We start from the raw sequence: 22562 nt of genomic DNA on the forward strand, positions 1-22562 counted from the left end.
GCACACTCGAGCCCGGGAACACCACAGGGAGAGACGCATGAAACCGAAGACGAAGGGCATCACCGCCGCGGTCCTCGGCACCGCGCTCGGTGCCGGCGGGCTCGCGTTCGTCGCGATGCCGGCCAGCGCCGACGACAAGCCCGCGCTGCCGCAGGTGAGCGCCGAGGACCTGGTGCAGTCGGTGCTCAAGGCGAAGCCGGGCGCGTTCGACGGCACGCTGAAGGTGAGCAACGACCTGGGCCTGCCCGCGGTGGGGAACGCGGTGCCGGGCGCGTCGGCGCTGAACATGGACTCGGCGCACATCTTCACCGACGGCGCCGGCAAGAGCAGGCTGGCCGTCACGCAGGGCGCGAGCCAGGAGACCGTGGTCCACGACGGCACCACCGTCTGGGACTACAGCTCCAAGACGAACACCGCGACCAAGGTGACGATCCCGGCCGACGTGGCCCAGCAGAAGGGCGCGGGCAGCGACCGGACCGCCGACCCGCTGGCGGCGTCGACGGAACTGCTCGCGAAGGTCCGCGAGAGCAGCACGGTCTCGGTCGACGGCACCGCGACCGTCGCCGGCCGCCCGGCCTACGAGCTGGTCCTGACGCCGAAGCCGACCGAGCGGACGCTGCTGCGCGAGATCCGCGTCGCCGTCGACTCGCAGACGCGGATGCCGCTGCGGGTGTCGGTGCTGAGCAACGGCACGGCGACCCCGGCGCTCGAGGTCGCGTTCACCGAGATCGAGTTCACCCAGCAGCCGGCCGACCTGTTCACCTTCACCCCGCCGAAGGGCGCCAAGGTGCAGGAGAAGACCGCGAAGGTCGACCAGCAGCACAAGGACCTGGCCGAGCAGGCCAAGCAGGACGTCAAGGTCGTCGGCGACGGCTGGGACACCGTCGTCACCGGCAAGGTGCCGGCGGACGCGCTGAACGCGGCGCCGAAGCAGCAGTCCGGCCGCGAGGGCCGGGGCGCCAACGCCGACCCGAAGGCGCTGCTCGAGCGGTTCGCCAAGAAGGTCAGCGGCCCGTGGGGCAGCGGCTACCTCGTCACCACGAAGGTCGGCAGCGCGGTGCTGACCGACGACGGCCGCTTCGCCGCCGGCGCGGTGCCGGAGCAGGTCCTGTACGAAGCGCTGGGTCAGAAGTGACCAGCACGGCTGTCGAGTCCGGGGCGGAGGTCTCTTCGGAGGCCTCCGCCCCGGCGGTCCCGCTCGCCGCGCGGACCCGGGGACTGCGCAAGGTCTACGGCAGCACCGTCGCCGTGGACCACGTCGACCTCGACATCCCGCAGGGCGCGGTGGTCGGGATGCTCGGGCCGAACGGCTCGGGCAAGACGACCACGATCCGGATGCTGCTCGGCCTGGTCCGGCCGACCGAGGGCGAGGTCGAGCTGCTGGGCCGTCCGATGCCGGACGCCGCCGCGCACGCGCTGCCGGACGTCGGCGCGCTGGTCGAAGGGCCGGGCTTCCACCCGTTCCTGTCCGGGCGCGACAACCTGCTGCGCTTCGCCGCGGCGGAACCGCGGCTGTCGTCGGCCGGGATCCCGGCCGCGGTGGATTCGGCACTGGAGCGCGTCGGGCTGACCGGCGCAGCCCGGCGGCGGTACAAGGGGTATTCGCTCGGCATGAAGCAGCGGCTCGGGCTCGCCTCGGCGTTGCTGGTGCCGCGGAAGATGGTCGTGCTCGACGAGCCGACCAACGGCCTCGATCCTGCTGGTACCAGGGAGATCCGCAGGATCATCGCCGAGCTGCACGCCGAGGGTGTCACCGTGCTGGTGTCGTCGCACCTGCTGGCCGAGGTCGAGGCGACCTGCACGCACGTGGCCGTGCTGCAGAGCGGCAACGTCGTCGCCCAGGGGGAGCTGGCGGAGCTGCTGGAGTCCGGCAACGCGGCCCTGCTGGTCCGCACGCCGGACGCGGAGAAGGCCGTGGAAGTGCTGCGGGAGAACCGGATCGGGGCGCGGCTCACGCCGGACGGCGTCCGGGCCGACCTCACCGCGGCCGAGGCGCCGCGGGTGCTGCAGGTCCTGGTGGGCGCGGGGGTCGCGGTCCACGAGGCGACGCGGGCCCGGACCGGCCTGGAAGACCTGTTCGCGCGGTTGACGGAGGGGGCGGAATGACGGCCGTCTTGGAGGCACCGGCGGCCCGCACGGGCCACGACACGGTGCCGTTGCCGCGGCTGCTGGCCGCGGAGCTGCGCTGGATCTTCCGGCGGCCGCGCACGCTGGCCGTGCTCGGGCTGCTGGCCCTGATCCCGGTGGTGATCGGCATCGGCCTGACGCTGGTCGACGAGCAGCCGGGCAGCGGCGGCGGCCCGGACGACGGCGGCGGTGCGCTGCTGGCGTCCGCGGTCAACAACGCGTTCGTGCTGCCGATCGCGGCGATCGTGATGTCACTGGCGCTGCTGCTGCCGCTGGCGTCGGCGATGGCGGGCGCGGACGCGATCGCGGGCGAAACGTCCCACGGCACGCTGCGCGGCTGGCTGATCGCGCCGGTCGGGCGGGGCCGGCTGCTGGCCGTCAAGGCGTTCGGCGTCGCGACGGTGTCGGTGGTTTCGGTGCTGGCGATGTGCGTGACGGGCGTGGTGACGGGCCTGATCATCAACGGCACGGACTCGCTGTTCACGCTGTCGGGCACGACGTTGTCCCTGGGCGGCGCCCTGGTGCGCATCCTGCTGGTGGCGGGCTGGGTGGTGCTGCAGCTGTGGGCGGTCGGCGCGGTGGCGCTGGCGATCTCCAGCTGGACCGAGCACCCGATGCTGGTGGTGGCTTCGGTACTGGCGGGCGACATCGTGTTCACGATCCTCGGGTTCCTGACGTCGCTGGACTGGCTGCACCCGTTCCTGCTGACGCAGAACTGGTCGATGGCGCCGGCGGAGGTGCTGCAGGACCCGATGGGCACGCAGATGCTGGGCGAAGGCGCGTTGCGCGCGGCCTGCTACATCGTGATCGGCCTGTCGTTGGCGTACGCGAGGTTGTCCACCCGCGACGGCTGAGGTTCTCCCCGGACGGCTAGCCGACCAGCGCGATGCCGTCCGGGTCGAGCTCCAGCTTCACCGCGTCCCCGGCCCGCAGGTCCGAGGCCGCCGGCGCGACCGCGTCCACAGTGGACTCCTCGAGCCGCACCACCAGCCGCACGTGTTCGCGCCGGTGCACCGCCGCCACGACCTCGCCCGGCACGCCTTCCGCGGCCACCCGCAGCGCGTGCGGCCGCAATCCCAGCCGCACCGGGCCGTCGCCGACGTCCGGCAGGGCCACCTCCCCGAGGGGCGTGCGCACCACGCCGCTCGCCGCGGTGCCGTCCACGAACGTCGTCACGCCGAGAAACCGGGCCACGGTGTCGTCCGCCGGGTTCCGCCACACCCGGCGGACCGCGCCCTCCTGCCGGACCTCCCCCGCGTCCAGCACCGCGACCCGGTCGGCCAGCGTGAACGCCTCTTCCTGGTCGTGCGTCACCAGCAACGCGGTGATCTTGCTGCGCCGCAACAGGTCCGCCAGGTCGATGGCCAGCTGCTCACGCAGGCCGGCGTCCAACCCGGACAACGGCTCGTCGAGCAGCAGCAGCCGCGGTTCCGGCGCCAGCGCCCGAGCCAGCGCCACCCGCTGCGCCTGCCCGCCGGACAGCTCCGTCACCCGCCGCTTCTCGAAGCCGGACAGGCCCACCAGCTCCAGCAGCTCGGCCACCCGCGGCGCCCACTGCGCGCGGGGCACCCCGTGCATCCGCAGGCCGAACGCGATGTTCGCGGCGACGTCGCGGTGGGTGAAGAGCTGGCCGTCCTGGAACACCAGGCCGAAGCCGCGCCGGTGCACCGGGACCGCGCCGAGGTCCTCGCCGTCCCAGCTCACCGAGCCGCGGGCCGACGGCTCGAGCCCGGTGATCGCGCGCAACAGCGTCGACTTGCCCGAGCCCGACGGCCCGAGCAGGGCCAGCACCTCGCCGTCGGCGATGTCCAGCCGGGCGTCGCGGACCGCCGCGAACGTTCCGTAGTGGACGGTCAGGTCCCGTACCGACAGCGCCATCAGAACTCTCCCACCCGGCCGCGCCCGAGCCGGTCGATCAGGGCGACCGCCAGCACCGTCACGAGCATCAGCAACGCGCACGCGGCGTACGCCATCTGGTTGTTCAGCTCGCCCGGCCGCGCCATCAGGGTCGCCACCGCGACCGGCAGCGTCGGCGCCGTCGGCCGGGCGAGGAAGCTGGTCGCGCCGAACTCGCCGAGGGCCACGACGAAGCCGAACCCGGCCGCCGCGACCAGCGGCCGCAGCGTCAGCGGCAGGTCGATCTCCCGCCACACCCGCAGCGGGCTCGCCCCGAGCGTCGACGCGGCCTGCCGCAGCCGGACGTCGACCGAGCGCAGCACCGGCAGCACCATCCGCACGACCAGCGGGATGATCACCAGCGCCTGGGCCAGCGGCACCAGGTAGGGCGACGTCCGCAGGTCACCCGGCAGCGCGTCGAGCGTCACCAGGTAGCCGAAGCCGACGGTCACCGCGGACACCCCGAGCGGCAGCATCAGCACGGCGTCCATCGTCTCGCCCAGCCCGCGCGCGGCTCTGGCCGGCGAGCGCCGCAGCGCCACGAGCACGACGGACGCGAGCACGCCGACGACCATCGCGAGCAGCGTCGCGTCGATGGCCACCTTCAGCGAGTTCACCGCGGCGTCCCAACCGGACACCTGCAGCGCGCCCTTCTCGCCGGTGCTTGTCAGTGCCCGGTACCCGGCGAGGCTCCAGCCGTCCTCAGTGGACACCGATTCGGCGAGGAGCGCGACGATCGGCGTCACCAGCAGCGCGAGCACGACGCCCGCGGCGCCGACGACCCACCATTCGCCGCCTTCCGGCCGCCGCGCCCGGACCGCACCGATCCGGGCGCCCTCCGTGCGCCGCCGCGCCAGCCCGCCGGCGACCAGCGCGGCGACCACGGCCGTGACCTGGATCAGCGAGAGCGCCGCGGCCCCCGAGAGGTCCAGGAGGTCGACGGTCCGCAGGTAGATCTCGGTTTCCAGGGTCCGGTAGCGGGCGCCGCCGAGGATGAGGACGACCCCGAAGCTGGTGGCGCAGAACAGGAACACCACGGCCGCGGCGGACGCGATCGCGGGGGCGAGCGCGGGCAGCGTCACCGACCGGAACGCCCGCCACGGCGACGCGCCGAGCGCCCGGGCGGCGTCGGTCGTCCGCGGATCCAGCCGCGCCCACAGCCCGGCGACGGTCCGCGCGACGACGGCGACGTTGAAGAAGGCGTTGGCCAGCACGATCGGCAGCACGCCGCCGTCCGGCCACAGCGCCCGGAACGCCAGCCCGACGACGACGGTCGGCAGCACGAACGGCACGAGCACCAGCGTCCGCGCGAGGCCGACGCCGGGCAGCTTTGCGCGGGCCAGCAGGAAGGCGACCGGCAGCCCGGCAACCACCGCGACCAGCGTCGACGCGGCCGCGCTCGCGACGGTGAACCCGGCGAGCTGCCAGGTCCGCGCGTCGGTCAGGACCACGTCGAGCCCGCCCGCGGCGAACCCGCGGCCGATGATCGCGACGACCGGCCAGGCGAAGAAGACCACCAGGAAGCCGATCGGGGCCAGGCCCAGGAGGGCCAGGCCCAGGCCGCGGGCGGTTCGAGGTGGCGTTACTGCTGCACCAGCGTGCGCCATTCGCCGATCCACTTCTCGCGTCCGGCCTGCACCTGGTCCGCGGGCAGCGTCTGCGGCTTCTGCGGCAGCGGCGCGACCTGCGCCCAGCCCTGGGGCAGGTCGACGCCCTGGCGGGCCGGGTAGACGTACATGTTGGCCGCGACCGTCGCCTGGAACTGCTGGGAGAGCAGGAAGTCGACGACCTTGCGCGCGTTCTCGACCTGCTTGCCGCCGGCCAGCACGCCGGCGTACTCGACCTGCCGGTAGCAGGTGTCGAGCAGCGCCTTGGTGCGCGGCTTCCCGTCGTCGCCGACCTCGGCGGCGGGCGACGACGCGTACGAGACGACGATCGGCCGCGGGCCCTTGCCGGACGAACCGGAGAACTCCTTGGTGTAGGCCTCTTCCCAGCCGCTGACCACCTTGACGCCGTTGGCCTTCAGCTTGGTCCAGTAGTCCTTCCAGCCGGCGTCGCCGTACTTGGCGATGGTGCCGAGGAGGAACGCCAGGCCGGGTGACGCCGTCGCCGGGTCCTCGGCGACCAGCAGGTCCTTGTACTTCGGGTCGGCCAGGTCGTCGTAGGTCTCCGGCGCGGGGATGCCCTTGGTGGTGAAGTAGTTGGTGTCGACGTTGACGCAGACGTCACCGACGTCGACCGCGGACAGCCGGTGCTCGGGGTCGACGGCGTAGCGCTGCGGCCCGCGGTCGGCTTCGGGGCTGGTGTAGGGCTCGAAGACGCCCTCGGCCAGCGCCCGGGAGGCGAAGGTGGAGTCGACGCCGAAGGCGACGTCGCCGATCGGGTTCGCCTTCGTGAGCACGAGCTTGTTGGTCAGCGAACCGGCGTCGCCCTGCTTGAGCACGGAGACCTTGATGCCCGACTGCTTCTGGAAGGCGTCGAGCACCTCCTGCGGCGCGAGGAAGGAGTCGTGCGTCACGAGGGTGACGGTGGGCGTCTGCTGCGTGCCACCGTCACCGTCCGACAGCGAGCACCCCGCGGCGACCACGCCGACGACGGCGATGGCCGTCGCAGCCCTGCGTTTCATCTACCCTCCTGCACTTCGCCGGACGCGGAGGGAAGCCCTCCCGTCGCCGGCATGATCCGGTCAGGTGCGAACGGTCGCGGGTGACCCGCCTCTCAGCCCGGCTGACCGGACTCCCGTGGCAAGCGTGCAGCGTAGTCCAGGACGCAGGACGATGGAGACATGACGGAAATCTTGAGCGACTCCGAAGCTGATCTTCGCCTGGCCGCCGGCTGGACACGGTCCGGTGCGGTGATCTCCCGCGAGGTGGAACTGGCGAGCTTCCCCCAGGCGATCGAGGTGGTGAACCGGGTGGCGGAGCTGGCCGAGGCCGCCGACCACCACCCGGACATCGACATCCGCTGGCGCACCCTGACATTCCGGCTGACAACGCACTCGGCGGGCGGCCTGACGGCGAAGGACTTCGACCTCGCCGAGCAGATCGACGCCGTCCTCGTGTGACCCTGGTTACTCTCAGTGCACTTTCCGCTGGTCCGGACGTCTCTCAGTCACCGGAACCTCCAGGAGGGAGCACTCGCATGACGCAGGCAATCGTGGTCGGCACGGCAGCATTCGCAACAATGGTGGCGGCGGCCGGCGGGGTGCTCTGGTTCACCGCCCGCAACCGCCGCCACCTGGACAGCTGAGAGTTCGATCACAGCTGTTAACACGGTCCATGATCGGCGCGCTGTTCGGAGCGGAAGCATCGGTATCGACCCCTCGGGAACGCCATGAACAGCACCGCCCTCACCGCCGCCCAGCGCGCCTGGATCAACGCCCTCGCTCCCGCGGTGGTGCTGATCGCGATCGCGCTGCTGGGCCTGCTCGGCTGATCGACCCGGTCCACTGCGAGTAGCCGTCGCTCGGGCGCCGTCGTCCTGAACCTCGGAGCGATGGTGTCCGGCGCGCCGTCGCCACCAGGGACCGGACAGGTCCGCCTCGGCGCGCGAGGCTGACAACTGACCTCGTCATCGGCCGCGATGGCGTCGGATCAAGCCGGCAGTGGCCGGCTCAGCGACGTAGCGACACCGGGTCAGGCGACATCAGGCGCTATCAACAGCGCGGTCCACGAACGCGGCGACCTCCTTGGTTCGGAGCTCCGTTGTCCCGTTGGTCGCCGAAAGTCGGCGAACCCTCGTGGAGGCGCGAACGAACCCGGCAACCGCCTGGTCAGGGCCGCGGGAAACCCGCTCAAGGGACACCACCGGGCTGGCCACCGATCGGCCGCCAGCATAGGCTTCGGGTGCGGATCGTCCGCAGAGGTTCGGATATGCGACGGGGCCGCCTCCCCGTCTCACAGGAGGTCGAGAGTGCTCCTCCGCTTTCGGGTGGCCAATCACCGCTCGATTCGTGATGAGTGCGAGCTGTCGTTCGTCAGTGCGTCAGCGGGCGACAGCGTGGCACGCGCGACGGCGCTGCGCGACCACGGCCAGGAGATATCAGTCCTTCCCATCATCGGGATCTTCGGCGCGAACGCGTCCGGCAAGACGAACCTGTTGAGGGCTCTGTTCGACATGCGAGATGCCGTGCGAACGTCTTTCGCCGAGTGGGCAACTCAGCCCCGCATCCCACGTCAGCCGTTCAAGCTGGCCCCGGCCTCCACGGACGAGACGACGCTCTACGAAGTTGACTTGATGCTGGGTGCGAACCCAGTCCGCTACACCTACGGATTCGAACTCTCGGACGAACGGGTGGAGGCGGAATGGCTGCATGCCTATCCCGAGGGTCGACGTGTCGTCTGGTTCGACCGCGAAGCCGACCGCCCCGACGCCGAGGGTGGTGAGTTCCTCTTCCCCCGCTCCGGCCACGACTCCAGTCACGGTTTCCTGGGGAAGCGGGACGTACTCGTGTCCGTCACTCGCCCCAACGCCCTCTTCTTGTCCACCGGCGCCACCCTGAACGACCCTCAGCTCGCCGCTCTGCACAGGTGGTTCGTCGACAACCTGTGGATGGTAACCCCCGGGCAGGATGTCAAAGCCAGAAGTGAGTGGACTCAGCGCATGCTGTCCGACCCGAAACGCGGGAAGGACTACCGGAAGTGGCTCATCGAACTGCTCTCCATCGCTGACCTGGGCATCACCGGAATCGACGTCGACCGTGAAACAGGCGAGGTCGCCCTGCGCCACCGCAGCTCGGACAACAGCGATCTCGCACTAGACTTCGTCGGTGAAGAGTCGCTCGGCACCCACTCGTGGTTCGCTTTTCTGGGCCCGATGCTCGCTGTCCTCGACGCCGGCACGGTGCTATTGGTGGATGAGCTCGACTCCAGCCTCCACCCCACACTGGCCGCCGAGGTCGTTCGCCTCTTCCAGAACCCGAAGTCCAATCCGCGGGGAGCGCAACTGCTTTTCACCACCCACGACGCGACGCTGCTCGGCAGCGCGGTCTTGGACCGCCCACTCGCCCGCGAACAGATATGGATCACCTCGAAGAAGACGTCAGGCGAGACCGAGCTGTATCCACTTGTGGCGGTCGGACCTGGAGACGACGAGGACTTGGAACGTGGATACCTGCGCGGTCGATACGGCGGTTCGCCGCGGGTCAGTGTGGGCGAGATCGCTCGCGCGCTCATCTGGATCGAGACGGAACGGGATCGCGAGCGGGAGGCGAAGGCGCCGGCGTGAGTGAGTGGGGCGGGCAGCAGCGGGCCATGGGCGACCACCAGCCCGAGGCGATGTTGAAGAAACAGAAGAGGCGCAGAGGAAGCAGGGACGACGAGCGGTCACTGATGCCTGCCCGTCCGGCGGAACACAAGCGGGAGCGGGTTCTTTACATCGCCTGCGAGGGTGAGTCAACCGAGCCCGACTACCTGGACTACCTGGTCAAAAGGTTCGGATCGGGTGAGCGCACGGGACAGCCGTTTCGGATCGTGCCAGTCTGCAAAGCGAACGGATTTCTACCCCAGCAGGTGGTGGAAGCCGTGCGCCAGTACGCCGCGAAAGACGAGACCTGGGCCTTGTTTGACCGCGACGACCACAAGCGGATCCCAGAGGCCGTGGAGGATGCAGCGGCCGACGGTACCGAGGTCTGCTTCTCCCATCCGTCCTTCGACCTGTGGCTACTACTGCACTTCCAGGCGTTCGGCGGGCGGCAGAGCGGCAACAGCACCAACGTGGTGCACAAACTCCGCCACGCCGATCCAGCCTTCAAGCGCTTCGACAAGAAGAACGACAAGAGTGTCCAGGGCCCTCGCCGCCAAGCACTCGAGGGCAGGGCCAAAGCCGCCATCGCGCACGCCAAGAGTCTCGTCTCACAGTGCGAGCACGGTGCGTGCAAAGCCGGCTACCACAAGGCCACGCCTGTCGACCGCGTCAGCCCTGAGAACCCCGACAACCTACCGCAGTCACCGCGCAAGTGGGCCGCCCGTTCCGGTCACGCCCTGGACTGCAAGGTCCTGGACAGGGATCCGTCCACCGATGTGTGGCGCCTCCTAGCCAGCCTGGGCATCGAGGACGACTGACAAGGTGGTCCGAAACCAAGGGCTTCGGCCTTTCGACTCGAAGCCCGCCGGGCGTCTACGCTGCCCTGGCACTTCCCCACTCATTCCGACGAAGGACCGGCGCGTGGCCCGAATCACCCTGCCCCAGCTGGAGCGGCACCTCTTCGCCGCCGCAGACATCCTGCGCGGACGCATGGAGCCTTCCGATTACCGGGACTACATCTTCGGGATGCTGTTCCTCAAGCGGGCATCCGACGAGTTCCAGCCTGAATGGGAACGCGTCTACCAGGAGCGCTTGAAGGCAACGGGCAGCAAGACAAAGGCTTTGCAGCGGGCCGACAACCCGGATCACTACCCGCACGTCTTCTACGTCCCGCCACGCGCACGCTGGTGGACGGGTCCGCACGTGCTCGACCCCGCGGATCCGGAGATGACCGTCCCAGGCATCGAGGGGCTCACCGCGGAAACCAGGGGTCCCGACGGCAAACCCATGGGGGTCGGAGAGTACCTGGACATTGCGCTCGTTGCCCTGCAGGAAGTCAACTCACGCTTGTCCGGCGTCGCCTCGCACATCCAGTTCAACGCGGTCGCCGGCAACAAGTCCCGCTTCACCTCGAGCGAGCTGCTCGCGCTGATCAGGCATTTCAGTCTCTATCGGCTCCGCAACGACGACTTCGAGTTTCCGGACATGCTGGGTGCGGCGTACGAATATCTTCTCGGCCGGTTCGCGGACTCCGCCGGCCAGAGCGGCGGGGAGTTCTACACGCCACGCTCGGTGGTGCGGATGCTGGTACGCCTGGTTGACCCGCGCCCCATGGACAGAGTCTACGACCCCTGCATGGGCTCCGGCGGAATGCTCATCGCTGCTCGCGAGTACGTCGAGGAGCATGGCGGCAACCCCGACGAATTGGGCATCTACGGCCAGGACCGCAACCCTGCTTCCTGGTCGATGGCCAGCATGAACATGGTGTTGCACGGCATCCGCAGATTCGACCTCCAGCACGGCGACACCCTCACCGAGCCGCTTCACCTCGACGAGAACAAACGACTGTCGACCTTCACCAAGGTTCTCTCGAATCCACCGTTCTCCCAGCCGTACGACAGGGTGCAAGTGGCGGCGGCCGACGACTTGCACGGAACGCGGATGCGGTGGGGTTGGGCACCCGACAAAGGCAAGAAGGCCGACCTGATGTTCGTCCAACACATGGTGTCGGTACTGGAGGAACGGGGTGTGGCTGCAGTCGTCATGCCGCACGGGGTGCTCTTCCGTGGCAGCAAAGAGAAGGATATCCGGGAGAGACTCCTTCTCGACGACTGTTTGGAGGCGGTGATCGGACTCGGCCCGAATCTCTTCTACGGTGTCGGTATTCCGGCATGCGTCCTCATCTTGCGGCGTCCGCACCGGAAACAACCCGACCGCAGGAAGAAAGTCCTCTTCATCAACGCCGACCGCGAGTTCACGGTGGGTCGCAACCAGAACGAACTGGGCCCCGAACATGTCGAGAAGATCGTTACGGTGTTCCAGAAAGGAACACCGATTCCGGGCTACTCCCGGTGGGTCGCGAGGGACGATCTGCTCGCCGAGGGCGCCAACCTCAACATCCGTCGCTGGGTGGACAACTCGCCGCCCCCGGAGCCCCAGGACGTGAGGGCGCATCTGTACGGCGGTGTACCGGTCGAAGAGGTGGCGGCGCAAGCCGAGCTGTTCGGGGCATACGGGGTGGACGCGTCGATGCTGTTCGCTTCGCGGGCCGACGACCCGGACTACTACGACTTCCTCCCCGAAGGGCCGGCGGCCACAGTCGATCGCATCGTTGAACAGGCCGCCGCGAAGGAAGCCTCCCTGCGGATCGCGTACGCCAAGTGGTGGAGCAAGGGCTCAGCCCTCTTCGGCAAGCTGGCAGAGGACGGAGAGCTGATGAACCTGCGGGCAGGAATGCTCGCAAGCTTCACCGAGTCGATCGGCGGCTTGGGTGTCCTCGACGAATATCGCACGGCAGGCATCATCGCCGACTGGTGGACGCACGCGCGCTACGATATGAGAGCTCTGGCGGCAGGCGGCTTCGGACGCGTCCTCGAAGGTTGGGTCGACTCGACAGAGGCGATCGTGAAGCCCGCAGAGGGCTCGGTAAGCAGCTCTGGCTCCGCACAGAAGGCGAAGGTGACCGTCTCGGGCGCCGATCGCCGGCGTGCAATGGACCAGCCAATCGTCCGTCACCTCATCCCGTACTTCCTCAAGCAGTACGCGGTCGTGGAGGCAGAGGTCGCGGCGGCCGAGGCGATGTACAAAGAGGCGGCGGACGCAGTGGCAGCGGCGAAATCGTCACCAGGGGACGGCGAGGACGACGGCTCTGCCACGGAGGAGATCGTCGAGCCGGTCTCGCCCGAAGAGCTGGCTCGCCTGGAGCTCGAGTTGACATCCTGCAGAAAGACCCGGGCCGCCGCCACGAAGAAGCGCAAGGCGCTGGACGACCACTTCTTGCCTGAGCTGATGGCGGCGATGCAGCAGGTCATCTCGGACGAGCAGAAGACCCGGGACGTCGTCCTGGCCGTGGTGGACGAGGACTTGACCGGGCGACTTGACGCAGCGGTCGCTGTGGGACGACGCGAGCTGACAGCGGTGTTCCAGCGCTGGGAGGAGAAGTACGCAGTGTCGTTGAGCCAACTGGAGGAAGCCAGCGGGACAGCCCAAGGGGAACTGGAAGATTGGCTCGAGGAGCTGGGCTATGGTCGGTGAGCCTGCAGTTGGCAAGGCCGCTCCCGAGGCAGCCCACTGGAAGTCAATTCCATTGAGGGAGGCCGGCACATGGCTGTCCGGAGGAACTCCCAGCACAGCAAACCCCGCCTACTGGGGCGGCGAAATTCCGTGGATCAGCGGAGCAAGCCTGAAGAGTTTTCGCATCACCGATTCGGAACGTCGACTGACACCGCTCGGCGCAAGGTCCGGTTCACGACTCGTCAGCAAGGGAACAACCTTGTTCGTCGTCCGCGGCATGAGCCTCAAATCTGAGTTCCGCATCGGTGTCGCGGCGAGGGAAATGGCTTTCGGTCAGGACGTCAAAGCACTGGTCCCCGCCGATGGAATCGATCCGCACTTCCTCGCCTACACCGTACGTGCGCACACAGATCAAATCTTGCGCATGGTTGAAGATACGAGCCACGGCACGGGGCGCTTGGACACCGACCGCCTCCAAGAACTGGAGATCAGGATCCCGCCACTGGCCGAACAGCGCCGGATCGTCGCCGCGCACACCGCCGTCGAGCGACGGATCGCAGCGCTCGAGAAGGTGGCGAGCAAGCGGGCCCAGGTACTCGACGCCCTGGTTGAACAGCTCTTGCGAGCAGGCGGCGGGTTGATTTTTCCGCTCAAGGAAGCAGGCGTATCCATCGACGCGGGCATCACCCTCGGATCCCACCGCGCACCGAGTCTTCGACCAGCGGGGTATTTGCGCGTTGCCAACGTTCGCAAAGGCTGGATCGAAGGGGACATCGCCCTACTGGAGGCGATGGAACGCGACCACCACCGCTACTCGTTGAAATCCGGCGACCTCCTCGTAGTGGAAGGACACGCAGACCCCGAGCAGATCGGGCGTTGCGCAGTCGCCGGAGCCGACCAAGTCGGCCTCCTCTACCAGAACCACCTTTTCCGGCTTCGTTTCGAAGATGTCCTACCAGAGTTCGCGATGCTGTGGCTCAACTCGCGCGCCGTACGCAGCTACTGGAAATCCCAGTGCGCCACCAGTTCCGGATTGTACACAATCAACTCGAGATTACTGGAAAACGTTCCATTTCCCCGCGTCGGACGCAAGGAACAGGAGCGCGTTGTCGGCGTGTGGAAGGCAGAAAGTTACGCTGCGAGCTTGCTGAACCAGCACATCGACAAGCTACGCAAGGTGCAACGAGGCGTTGTCGAAGACCTGCTCACCGGAGTCTCGAAAGCGCACGTCGCCTGAACGGGGCCGGACTTCACACCTCGCGCAGACCTACATATCCGGCCAACCTAGCACCTGAATGGAGAGTTTGCCCGTACGCTGCAGGACGACACCCGGGCGGGCAAACGAGGGCGGGAATTTGGCATTGAGCGGACAACAGCAACCGAAGCGAACTGCGTCGGAGTACGCGGGGCCGGAGTACGTCAACACCGAGAAGCCCCTGATCGAGCAGCTGATCAGGCTGGGGTGGGAGCACCTGGAAGGAGGCCCACCCGGACAGCCTGTCGGCAGTCCGGCGCCGTCCCAGCGGCCGACCTTCGAACAGGTCGTGTACGAGGACCGCTTCCGGGTCGCCGTGGCGCGGATCAACCCGGCTCCCCAAGGTGGCGGCACTTGGTTGACCTCCGCCCAGCTCGATCGTCTCCTCTCCCTCGTGCTCGGCACGGCCCCGGGTCAAGGCCCCGCCGAGCGTGGCGTTGCAGCCAACCTCGCCGTGACCAAACTGCTGCGCGAGGGCGTCAACGCCCGCACCTTGCCGGGGTGGCAGAAGGGCGACCCCGAGCATGTCCAGCTCGTCGACTGGGAAGGGGAGAACGGCGGACGTAACGACCTGTTGGCGGTCAGCCAGTTTCGCGTGGACCGGAAGGACAAGTCCCACCTCACCCCGGATCTGGTGCTTTTCGTCAACGGCCTGCCCTGGGTCGTCATCGAGTGCAAGGCACCGCTCACGTCGGGATCGGACAGCAGGGCTTCCCTGGATGACGCGGTAGGTCAAGTCTGTCGCTACGCAAGCCTGGAATCGCCGGCACCAGTCGCCGAATTCACCCGTTATGCGCAGATTCTCATCGGTACCGACCGCACCTACGCCGAACTCGGCACCGTTACCTCGACTCCCGAGTACTTCACCCCATGGCGTACGACCGAGCCCGCACCCGCCGACGGCTGCGATACGGACATGGCGATCATGGCCGTCGGCGTACTTACCCCGGCGCATCTGCTCACTTTGGTGCGGGATTTCACCACCGAGCGCGGCCTGGGCGGCCGCACGCTCAAGGTCGTCGGCCGCTACCAGCAGTTCCGGGCGGTGCTGAAGCTCGCCCGTGCGCTGCGCGAACGTACGGCGTCGATCGCGGCGGGGCATGACGCCGGCCAGCGGGGCGGAGTCGTCTGGCACACCCAGGGCTCCGGCAAGAGCCTCACCATGGCCTTCCTCGTGCGCCACCTCAGAAGCAGCCATGAACTGAAGAAGCACAAGGTCGTCGTCGTCACCGACCGGATCGACCTTGAGAAGCAGATCCTGGGCTCCATGGCCGCAGCCGAGGAGACTGTCTATCGCGCCGAGGGAGTCGCGGACGCTCGCGCAAACCTCGCCGTGCCGGTGCCGGACGTCGTCATGGTGATGCTCCAGAAGGCGCAGCGTGATGACACTGCCTACGACGGAAGCGACGAGAGGCTGGGGACCGAGGACGGCGGAGAGGACACCCACGTCCAAATCCAGGCGGTGAACTCCAGTCCCTACGTCGTGGTCCTGGTCGACGAGGCGCACCGAGGCCAGGACAAGTGGTTGCACGCCCGGCTCCGCGCCCTGCTGCCCAACGCCGTCCTCGTAGGTTTCACGGGCACTCCCATCATCAGAGGTGCGCGCAAGAAGACCGAGGACATCTTTGGGGCACTCGTCGATACATACACGCTTCGCGATGCGGAACAGGACCGATCCGTCGTTCCAGTGCGCTACGAAGCATACGAAGTACCGCTGGAAGTCGTCGAAAAGGCCGCTCTGGACGCCAAGTTCGACGAACAGGTTCCCGCCGACCCTCAGCAGCGCACACGCGTACTGCGGAAGTTTGCGCGCCAGCGAGAGATTCTGGAAGCGCCCTCCGTGATCGCGGACAAGGCCGACTACATGCTGCGACACTGGGCGATCAACGCACTGCCTGACCGGTTCGGCGCCCAGCTTGTGGCAGTTTCCCGCCGTGCCGCTGTCCGTTACCGGGCTGCCCTGCTCTCCGCCCGCGACCGATTGGTCGACCAGCTCGACGCGCTCGACCCCGTCCTGCGCCACGACCCGGCAGCGGTGCTCGGCACCGACGAGGAGACACGAAACCTCCTCACGATACTGCCGCACCGTGACGTCCTCGCCTCGATCGATGCCGCCGTGGTGATCCACGGCGACAACCGGAAAGACCCCCGGGAATGGCGGGACTGGACTTTGAAGACCCGGCAAGACGCGTACATCAAGCGTTTCAAGGAAGGCCTCGGCAACCCGCTTGACGCCGCGCTCGACCCCTCGTGGGACGTGGACCCACGTGGCATGCTCGGCCAGGGGCTTCCCTTGTCCGGCGTACCCATGACTGACGTGTGGCTGGCAGACAACGTGGTCGGCTCGGAGGAGCGCGACAGCCGTGGGGGCGCTGACGGCGACGATCGGCAATCCTCTGAGCCGCTGGCTTTCCTCGTCGTTCAGTCGATGCTGCTCACCGGCTTCGACGCACCCGTCGAACAGGTGCTCTACCTGGACTGCGCCCTCTCTGGAGTGGGACTCCTGCAAGCGGTGGCCCGTACCAACCGGCCCTATCCCCGTAAGAGGTGGGGGCTGGTGGTCGACTTCATCGGCATCGGCCCCGACCTAGCGAGTTCCCTGCGTGCCTACGAGCAGCACCACCTACGTGAGGTCTACGGCTACCAGAACGTCACCGCCGATCACCTCAGCCGGGACTTCGAGGGAAGTCAGCCCACCGGCGACGGCTTTCTCCTCCAGGCGGATGCCTCTGCCGATCGGCTCCTCAAAGATCTGCACGACTCCGTCGCTCGCTTCCTCGAAGGGCGAAAGCTCGCGTCGTACGATGCACACGGCACCGTCACCCTCGCCGACGATCAGCGCCGCGAGGACCTTCTCGACCTGCTGGCCGATCCGCTGAAGCGGGGCGAGTTCGACGAACTGGCGCGAGACTTCCTGGAAGCACTCGGAGCTGTTCTGCCCCGGCCGTACGCACTCGTCTACGAGCGGCTCGCAGGCCACGTCGGAGAGGTTCAGTACCTCGCACGGCAGAGGTACATGGACGGGCGCGACGAGTTCAGTCCGCGCCGATACGCGGCGAAGGTGCGCAGGCTCATCGCCGACCACCTCCGGGTCACCGGTGTCGAGCTGCGGATTCCTCCCGTGGAGCTGACCGCGCCCAACTTCTTCGAACGCGTCGACGCCAACCCTGACGCACGCGCAAGGACCCACTACATGGTGAGCCGGCTGCGAACGCACATCACTGCCAACCTCGGCGCCGATCGGGCTCGCTACGAACTGTTCAGCCGCCGGCTGGAAGAGATCGTGCAACGGATGCACCAGGACTTCGAGCAGGCCGCAACCGAGCTCGCACGACTCGTGGGTGACGTCACCGAGGGCGTCAAGGAGTCGGGCCCAAGCCTCAACCCGCGGACCGAGGGACCGGTGTACCGCTCACTGGTGAGCGGGTTGGAGCAACTTGGTGCGATCCCCGTGCCCGCGGAGGATGATCTGACCTGGGTGGCACGTGAACTCTCCGCAGACATAGCCAGGCTCGTGAGAGACCCCCTCTTTCCCGCTCAGGCCGATTCCCGCAACGACTTGCGCAAAGAACTCCGCCAGAAGGTTGCCAAACACCTCCGCGTGGAATGGGAGGAAACCGCGGACATGGCAGCGGGACTTCTGGAGCTCGCCGTGCAGCGATATGACGACTTTCGCCGTTATGGGGGGTGATCACGCCAGCCGGAGTGGCGTGGAGAGCTTCTGTCAGTGCCGGATGGTACGAATGCCGGGTGAGCTTGACCGTCCAGTCCGCCCTTGCGTCACTTCCCATGCCCAGGGAGTGGACGTGGCGCGTCGTCGTCCGACCGCGGCGCCGGACGCTGGGGATCGAGGTTCAGGAGGATGGTGGTCTGCTCTTCGCTGTGCCGCCGGACGCCGATCCGCAGGCGGTCGCCGACGCTGTACTTGCTCGGCTGTCGCGCCTCGCCGATGAGGTCAGCTCGCGCAAACGCAGAGGAGGACAGCCGATCAAAGCACTGGTGGGCGGCGCCGGCTTTGCGTACCTCGGGCGCCACCACCGGTTGAAGGTCATAACCGCCGAGCCCGGTCGGCGGGTGCGACTGCACCAAGGCTGGCTGGAACTTCCAGACACAGGATCTCCGCACCAGGGCGCTCGCTTGATAGCCGAGTGGTACGCCGCGCGGGGCAGCCGTTGGGTGACTGCCCGCGTGGCGCCCTTGGCCGAACGCACTGGCGTCACCCCGAGAGAAGTGGTCGTCCGGGAACTCGGTGAGCGCTGGGGGGCTTGCGCGCCCGACGGCTCCATCGCTCTGCATTGGGCACTGATGCAGCTGCCGACGAGTTTGGTGGACCTGGTCCTCGTCCACGAACTGACACACCTGAAGGTCCCTGCTCACGGCGCCGCGTTCCGGCACAGGATGCGCATGGTGCTCGGGGACCTGGAGTCGCTGGAGCGCCGCTTCGCACTGGCTGAACCAGACCTTTGGCGAGGAGCCGTCTGAGTTGTCAGACGTGGCAACCTGGGCAGGGCGGAGCTGCGACCAAACGGAACGGCCGCGGATCAGTACTCGAGCCCCGGCACCAGTGCTGTGGCGGCTGTGCCCCGCGATTCCGCGGCACCGGGGAAGTCCGCCGCGAGCAGGGTGTCCAGTGCGGTGCGCTCGTTCGGCGTGAGCGGGCGGGCCATCAGTACCGGGGCATGTTCGGGATCGCCTTCTCGGCGACCCCGATGAGGTCCTCGACCTTCGCCACGTCGGCCGTCACGTCTTCGGGCGTCACCGGGGGTGCCTCGGATGAGCGGTAGGCGACTTCGTTGCGCCGGGCCCGCATCCGGTTGAAGGGACGCAGCAGCGGCCCCAGCGGCGGGTCGAGCTGGGCGAGCACCGCTTCGTAGATGGCGATGTGGCCGCCGCGGCTCGTTGCGCGCAGGCCCTGGTTCTGCAGGACCGCGGCCAACGCCCGGCGCGCGCCGTCGTACGCCAGGGTGTAGGCGCCCTCCGGGTCCGACTCCAGCAGCTGGCGCGCCGAAGCCACGTGCGTGCGGGCCCTGGCGAGCTCGGCCTCGGCAGCCTCCCGCGAAGCCGGGACCTGCTCGAGGGAGCCGCGTGCGAGGAGTGCGTCGATCGTGGCGCGGCCCTGGTTCCACCGGGTCATCGGGCCTCCTGGTCGAGCGGCAGCGGGGTCAGCGGACGCGCGCGCACGCTGGTGAGGAACGGATCCGTGGTGTCCGCCGCCCACGCCGCCGGCGGGATCCGGTGGACGTTGACTTCGCGCTCCAGCCGCCGCGACACGCGCTCGGCCAGGTCGAAGAGCTCGTCCGCGTCGGGCGAGCCGACGACGAGGACATCGACGTCACCCGGCGGCGGCCCCGGTTCCCCGCTGTAGCGCGCGGCCCAGGACCCGTAGATGTAGGCCTCCTGCACACCCGCCAGCCCGGACAGCGCCTCGGCGAGCAGGGGCAGCGGCCCGAAGGTGACGGAGATGAGCTCGGTCAGGGGCCGGTAGAGCGGGGTGTCGGTGCGGGCCTTGACGAGCCGGCTGCGGCCGACCCGCCGGTCTTCGAGGATGCCGCCCGCGACGAGCCGTTCGACCTCGCGCAGCACGGTCGTCGCCGAGACGCCGAACGCCTCGCCGAGCTCGGTGATGCTGTACTCGCGCTCGGGGTGCAGCAGGACCAGCGCGAGCAGCTCGCCCTGCATGCGTGACCGCAGGAGGGGCAGCAGGCTCGGCGAAGCTTTCATTGGACGCAGCATATCCTGCGTCCAATGAAAACAACAGTCAGTAGTTGACGCTCACACGTTGAAGCGGAACTCGACCACGTCGCCGTCGGCCATGACGTAGTCCTTGCCCTCCATGCGGACCTTGCCCGCCGCGCGGGCGGCCGCCATCGAGCCCGCCTCCATCAGGTCGTCGTAGGAGACGATCTCCGCCTTGATGAAGCCGCGCTCGAAGTCCGTGTGGATGACGCCCGCCGCCTGCGGGGCCGTTGCGCCCTGGGGGATCGTCCAGGCGCGGGACTCCTTCGGGCCCGCCGTCAGGTACGTCTGCAGGCCGAGGGTGTGGAAACCCGCGCGGGCCAGCGAGTACAGGCCCGGCTCCGGCTGGCCGACCGACTCGAGCAGTTCGCGCACCGACTCCTCGTCGTCCAGCTCCAGCAGCTCCGCCTCGACCTTGGCGTCGAGGAACACCGCGTCCGCCGGCGCGACCAGCTTCGTCAGCTCCTCGCGGCGGGCCTCGTCGGTGAGCACCGACTCGTCGGCGTTGAAGACGTACAGGAACGGCTTCGTCGTGAGCAGGCTCAGTTCGCGCAGCGCCTCGAAGTCGACTTCCTTCTGCGCCTGGAACAGCGTGCGCCCGGCGTCGAGGATCTCCTTCGCCTTCTGGGCGTTGTCCAGCGCGGGCTTGTTCTCCTTCTTCGTCCGCGCTTCCTTCTCCAGCCGCGGCAGCGCCTTGTCGAGGGTCTGCAGGTCGGCGAGGATCAGCTCGGTGTTGATCGTCTCGATGTCGCTCGACGGGTCGATGCGGCCGTCGACGTGCACCACGTCGGGGTCGTCGAACACGCGGATGACCTGGCAGATCGCGTTGGCCTCACGGATGTTCGCCAGGAACTTGTTGCCCAGCCCGGCACCCTCGGACGCGCCCTTCACGATGCCCGCGATGTCCACAAAGGACACCACGGCCGGGACGATCTTCTCCGACTTGTGCAGCTCGGCCAGCTTGTCCAGCCGGGGGTCCGGCAGCGGCACGACACCGACGTTCGGCTCGATCGTCGCGAACGGGTAGTTCGCGGCGAGCACGTCGTTGCGGGTCAGCGCGTTGAACAGGGTGGACTTGCCGACGTTGGGCAGGCCGACGATACCGAGGGTGAGGCTCACGACCCCGCAGTCTACGTGCCCGCCCCGGCCCGGCCCCACGCACCCAACGCCGTGGCGGATTTCCGCCAGCGATGCCGCTGACCTGCTGGCATGCTCGGATCCATGGTCACCGAAACGCTCGCGCTGTGGCGCGACGCCGAACGCTGCTACCGCGTGGTCACCGCCCGCGACTCGCGCTTCGACGGCCAGTTCATCATGGCGGTCCGCACCACCGGCATCTACTGCCGCCCGTCCTGCCCGGCGTCGACGCCGAAGGTGCAGAACGTCCGCTTCTTCCCGACGTCGGCGGCCGCGCAGGCCAACGGCTTCCGCGCCTGCCGCCGCTGCCTGCCCGACGCCGTGCCCGGCTCGCCGGACTGGAACGTGCGCGCCGACCTCGCCGCGCGGGCGATGCGCCTGATCTCCGACGGCACCGTCGAACGCGAAGGCGTCCCTGGCCTCGCCCGGCGGCTCGGCTACTCGGAACGCCAGCTCGGCCGGGTGCTCACCGCCGAACTGGGCGCCGGCCCGCTGGCGCTGGCCCGCGCCCACCGCGCACACTCGGCGCGGCTGCTCATCGAGCTGTCCGAGCTGCCGCTGACGGACGTCGCCTTCGCGGCGGGCTTCTCCAGCGTGCGGCAGTTCAACGAGACGATCCGCGAAGTGTTCGCGACGACGCCTTCGCAGCTTCGCGTCTCCGCGGCTTCCCGACGCGGACGGCTGAGCGACGTGACCGGGACCCGGCTCAGCCTGCGACTGCCGTTCCGGCCGCCGTTCGACGCTTCGGGGTTGCTTCGCTTCTTCGCGGACCACGCCGTGCCGGGCGTCGAGGAAGTCACATCGGAGACCTACGCACGCACCCTGCGGCTCGCGCACGGCACCGGCGTCGTCCGGCTGACGCCCGCGCCCGACCACGTGCGCTGTGAGTTGGCGCTCACCGACCTGCGCGACCTCGGCAGCGCGGTCAGCCGGGTGCGCCGGCTGCTCGACCTCGACGCCGATCCCGCGGCGGTCACCCGCGTGCTGGGCGCGGACCCGGCGCTGGCCCCGCTGGTCGCGGCCGTGCCCGGACTCCGGGTGCCGGGCGCCGTCGACGGCGAGGAACTGCTGCTCCGCGCCCTCCTGAGCGAGGTGCCGCCCGGCGAGGAGGTGCCGGGCGAGTGGGGCGTGACGCGGCTCTTCCCGACGGCGGCCCAGGTCGCGGCCACCGGCCACCCCGTCGCCGCCGCGCTGGCCGAAGGACGGCTGGACGTGCACGTCGGCCGCGACGCAGCGGACCTTCGGGCGGAGCTGCTGGCGTACGTCGACCCGTCGACGGCGGACTACGTCGTGATGCGGGTGCTCGGCGCCCCGGACGTCCTGCTCGCCGACGACCCCGCGGTTCGCCGCGGCGCCGCGGACCTGGGCATCGCGCCGGACTCGCTCGGCGAGCGGGCCCGCGCCTGGACGCCGTGGTGCTCCTACGCCGGGATGTACCTCCGGCGCGCAGCCGGCTAGCCCTGTTCGCCCTGCCACAGCACGGCTTGCGCAACGATGACCTGCTCACCGTCGTAGGTCGCGGCCGGCGAGCCGTACAGGCGGTAGCCCTGCTCCAGCGCCTCGCTGACCCGGTGGCAGAACTTGGCGTCGTCCGGGCCGGTGAGCATGCGGTAGCGGGGCAGGCCGTTCGGCGGCTGGTCGGTCATGGCTTCAT

The 22562-nt window shown here is 68.8% G+C and carries 19 protein-coding genes; 11 read left to right on the plus strand and 8 right to left on the minus strand.

Features of this window, described 5'->3' with window-relative positions; translation table 11 throughout:
* Nucleotides 1-37: 37 nt before the first annotated feature.
* From BLW76_RS41910 to BLW76_RS41920, 3 genes are read left to right on the plus strand one after another with little or no spacing between them, the layout of a single operon-like run.
* The gene (locus BLW76_RS41910; RefSeq protein WP_091317738.1) at nt 38-1135 is read left to right on the plus strand and encodes a LolA family protein; all 1098 of its coding nucleotides are present in this window, start codon (nt 38-40) and stop codon (nt 1133-1135) included.
* Nucleotides 1132-2106, plus strand: coding sequence for an ABC transporter ATP-binding protein (locus BLW76_RS41915; RefSeq protein WP_091317740.1), 975 nt, complete (start codon nt 1132-1134; stop codon nt 2104-2106). The genes BLW76_RS41910 and BLW76_RS41915 overlap by 4 nt, the downstream gene beginning before the upstream one ends.
* Nucleotides 2103-2981 (plus strand): ABC transporter permease, encoded by an 879-nt coding sequence (locus BLW76_RS41920; RefSeq protein ID WP_091317741.1) that lies wholly within the window; start codon nt 2103-2105, stop codon nt 2979-2981. The genes BLW76_RS41915 and BLW76_RS41920 overlap by 4 nt, the downstream gene beginning before the upstream one ends.
* Before the next feature lie 16 nt (nt 2982-2997).
* On the opposite strand, the gene BLW76_RS41925 is transcribed toward BLW76_RS41920, so the two are convergent.
* The 3 genes from BLW76_RS41925 to BLW76_RS41935 are packed head-to-tail and all read right to left on the minus strand — an operon-like array spanning nt 2998 to nt 6649.
* Nucleotides 2998-4005, minus strand: a complete 1008-nt coding sequence (locus BLW76_RS41925) for an ABC transporter ATP-binding protein (RefSeq protein ID WP_091317743.1) — start codon at nt 4003-4005, stop codon at nt 2998-3000.
* Complete coding sequence (locus BLW76_RS41930; RefSeq protein ID WP_425266043.1) at nt 4005-5630, minus strand: ABC transporter permease; 1626 nt, start codon at nt 5628-5630, stop codon at nt 4005-4007. Before BLW76_RS41930 ends, BLW76_RS41925 begins: the two co-directional genes overlap by 1 nt.
* A complete protein-coding gene (locus tag BLW76_RS41935) occupies nt 5606-6649 on the minus strand; it encodes a thiamine ABC transporter substrate-binding protein (protein WP_091317744.1) in 1044 nt (347 codons plus the stop codon). The genes BLW76_RS41930 and BLW76_RS41935 overlap by 25 nt, the downstream gene beginning before the upstream one ends.
* Nucleotides 6650-6808: 159 nt before the next feature.
* Between BLW76_RS41935 and BLW76_RS41940 the strand changes: the two genes are divergently transcribed.
* The 7 genes from BLW76_RS41940 to BLW76_RS41970 all read left to right on the plus strand — a co-directional run bounded on the left by BLW76_RS41940 (nt 6809) and on the right by BLW76_RS41970 (nt 18517).
* Nucleotides 6809-7087, plus strand: coding sequence for a 4a-hydroxytetrahydrobiopterin dehydratase (locus tag BLW76_RS41940; RefSeq protein ID WP_091317745.1), 279 nt, complete (start codon nt 6809-6811; stop codon nt 7085-7087).
* Nucleotides 7088-7935: 848 nt separating this feature from the next.
* Nucleotides 7936-9249: an AAA family ATPase gene (locus BLW76_RS41945; RefSeq protein ID WP_091317747.1), complete on the plus strand. Its 1314-nt coding sequence runs from the start codon at nt 7936-7938 to the stop codon at nt 9247-9249.
* Nucleotides 9250-9275: 26 nt separating this feature from the next.
* A complete protein-coding gene (locus BLW76_RS41950) occupies nt 9276-10085 on the plus strand; it encodes an RloB family protein (protein WP_143060783.1) in 810 nt (269 codons plus the stop codon).
* A gap of 103 nt (nt 10086-10188) precedes the next feature.
* Nucleotides 10189-12801: a type I restriction-modification system subunit M gene (locus BLW76_RS41955; protein ID WP_091317750.1), complete on the plus strand. Its 2613-nt coding sequence runs from the start codon at nt 10189-10191 to the stop codon at nt 12799-12801.
* Nucleotides 12791-14017 carry a restriction endonuclease subunit S gene (locus BLW76_RS41960; RefSeq protein ID WP_091317752.1) on the plus strand — a complete coding sequence of 409 codons (1227 nt, stop codon included), beginning with the start codon at nt 12791-12793 and terminating at the stop codon, nt 14015-14017. Before BLW76_RS41955 ends, BLW76_RS41960 begins: the two co-directional genes overlap by 11 nt.
* A gap of 124 nt (nt 14018-14141) precedes the next feature.
* Entirely contained in the window at nt 14142-17726 is a 3585-nt protein-coding gene (locus BLW76_RS41965; RefSeq protein WP_208613488.1) for a type I restriction endonuclease subunit R, read from the plus strand.
* A 59-nt stretch (nt 17727-17785) separates the two neighbouring features.
* Nucleotides 17786-18517 carry a M48 family metallopeptidase gene (locus BLW76_RS41970; RefSeq protein WP_091317755.1) on the plus strand — a complete coding sequence of 244 codons (732 nt, stop codon included), beginning with the start codon at nt 17786-17788 and terminating at the stop codon, nt 18515-18517.
* Nucleotides 18518-18576: 59 nt separating this feature from the next.
* Here BLW76_RS41970 and BLW76_RS50600 read toward each other — a convergent pair whose 3' ends face one another.
* The 4 genes from BLW76_RS50600 to ychF are packed head-to-tail and all read right to left on the minus strand — an operon-like array spanning nt 18577 to nt 20890.
* Nucleotides 18577-18702, minus strand: coding sequence for a hypothetical protein (locus BLW76_RS50600; protein WP_279627724.1), 126 nt, complete (start codon nt 18700-18702; stop codon nt 18577-18579).
* Nucleotides 18702-19169 (minus strand): hypothetical protein, encoded by a 468-nt coding sequence (locus BLW76_RS41980; protein WP_091317757.1) that lies wholly within the window; start codon nt 19167-19169, stop codon nt 18702-18704. Before BLW76_RS41980 ends, BLW76_RS50600 begins: the two co-directional genes overlap by 1 nt.
* Nucleotides 19166-19756, minus strand: a complete 591-nt coding sequence (locus tag BLW76_RS41985) for an ArsR family transcriptional regulator (protein WP_091317758.1) — start codon at nt 19754-19756, stop codon at nt 19166-19168. Before BLW76_RS41985 ends, BLW76_RS41980 begins: the two co-directional genes overlap by 4 nt.
* Nucleotides 19757-19807: 51 nt before the next feature.
* A complete protein-coding gene (ychF, locus tag BLW76_RS41990; RefSeq protein ID WP_091317760.1) occupies nt 19808-20890 on the minus strand; it encodes a redox-regulated ATPase YchF in 1083 nt (360 codons plus the stop codon).
* Between the two features lie 102 nt (nt 20891-20992).
* Between ychF and BLW76_RS41995 the strand changes: the two genes are divergently transcribed.
* On the plus strand, nt 20993-22366 hold the full coding sequence (locus BLW76_RS41995) for a DNA-3-methyladenine glycosylase 2 family protein (RefSeq protein ID WP_091320542.1): 1374 nt from the start codon (nt 20993-20995) through the stop codon (nt 22364-22366).
* Here the strand turns inward: BLW76_RS41995 and BLW76_RS42000 are convergent.
* Entirely contained in the window at nt 22363-22554 is a 192-nt protein-coding gene (locus BLW76_RS42000) for a DUF1737 domain-containing protein (protein WP_091317761.1), read from the minus strand. The two genes, BLW76_RS41995 and BLW76_RS42000, sit on opposite strands and share 4 nt — an antisense overlap.
* Nucleotides 22555-22562 lie beyond the last annotated feature (8 nt).

The organism is Amycolatopsis tolypomycina (assembly GCF_900105945.1).
Lineage (GTDB): Bacteria > Actinomycetota > Actinomycetes > Mycobacteriales > Pseudonocardiaceae > Amycolatopsis > Amycolatopsis tolypomycina.

Excerpts from the sequence above, each read along its gene's own strand:
- BLW76_RS41910 (WP_091317738.1), top strand. The coding sequence starts at position 38 with ATGAAACCGAAGACGAAGGGCATCACCGCCGCGGTCCTCGGCACCGCG.
- BLW76_RS41920 (WP_091317741.1), top strand. The coding sequence starts at position 2,103 with ATGACGGCCGTCTTGGAGGCACCGGCGGCCCGCACGGGCCACGACACG.
- BLW76_RS41925 (WP_091317743.1), bottom strand. The coding sequence starts at position 4,005 with ATGGCGCTGTCGGTACGGGACCTGACCGTCCACTACGGAACGTTCGCG.
- BLW76_RS41930 (WP_425266043.1), bottom strand. The coding sequence starts at position 5,630 with ATGGCGCACGCTGGTGCAGCAGTAACGCCACCTCGAACCGCCCGCGGC.
- BLW76_RS41935 (WP_091317744.1), bottom strand. The coding sequence starts at position 6,649 with ATGAAACGCAGGGCTGCGACGGCCATCGCCGTCGTCGGCGTGGTCGCC.
- BLW76_RS41940 (WP_091317745.1), top strand. The coding sequence starts at position 6,809 with ATGACGGAAATCTTGAGCGACTCCGAAGCTGATCTTCGCCTGGCCGCC.
- BLW76_RS41950 (WP_143060783.1), top strand. The coding sequence starts at position 9,276 with ATGGGCGACCACCAGCCCGAGGCGATGTTGAAGAAACAGAAGAGGCGC.
- BLW76_RS41960 (WP_091317752.1), top strand. The coding sequence starts at position 12,791 with ATGGTCGGTGAGCCTGCAGTTGGCAAGGCCGCTCCCGAGGCAGCCCAC.
- BLW76_RS50600 (WP_279627724.1), bottom strand. The coding sequence starts at position 18,702 with ATGGCCCGCCCGCTCACGCCGAACGAGCGCACCGCACTGGACACCCTG.
- BLW76_RS41980 (WP_091317757.1), bottom strand. The coding sequence starts at position 19,169 with ATGACCCGGTGGAACCAGGGCCGCGCCACGATCGACGCACTCCTCGCA.
- BLW76_RS41985 (WP_091317758.1), bottom strand. The coding sequence starts at position 19,756 with ATGAAAGCTTCGCCGAGCCTGCTGCCCCTCCTGCGGTCACGCATGCAG.
- BLW76_RS41995 (WP_091320542.1), top strand. The coding sequence starts at position 20,993 with ATGGTCACCGAAACGCTCGCGCTGTGGCGCGACGCCGAACGCTGCTAC.
- BLW76_RS42000 (WP_091317761.1), bottom strand. The coding sequence starts at position 22,554 with ATGACCGACCAGCCGCCGAACGGCCTGCCCCGCTACCGCATGCTCACC.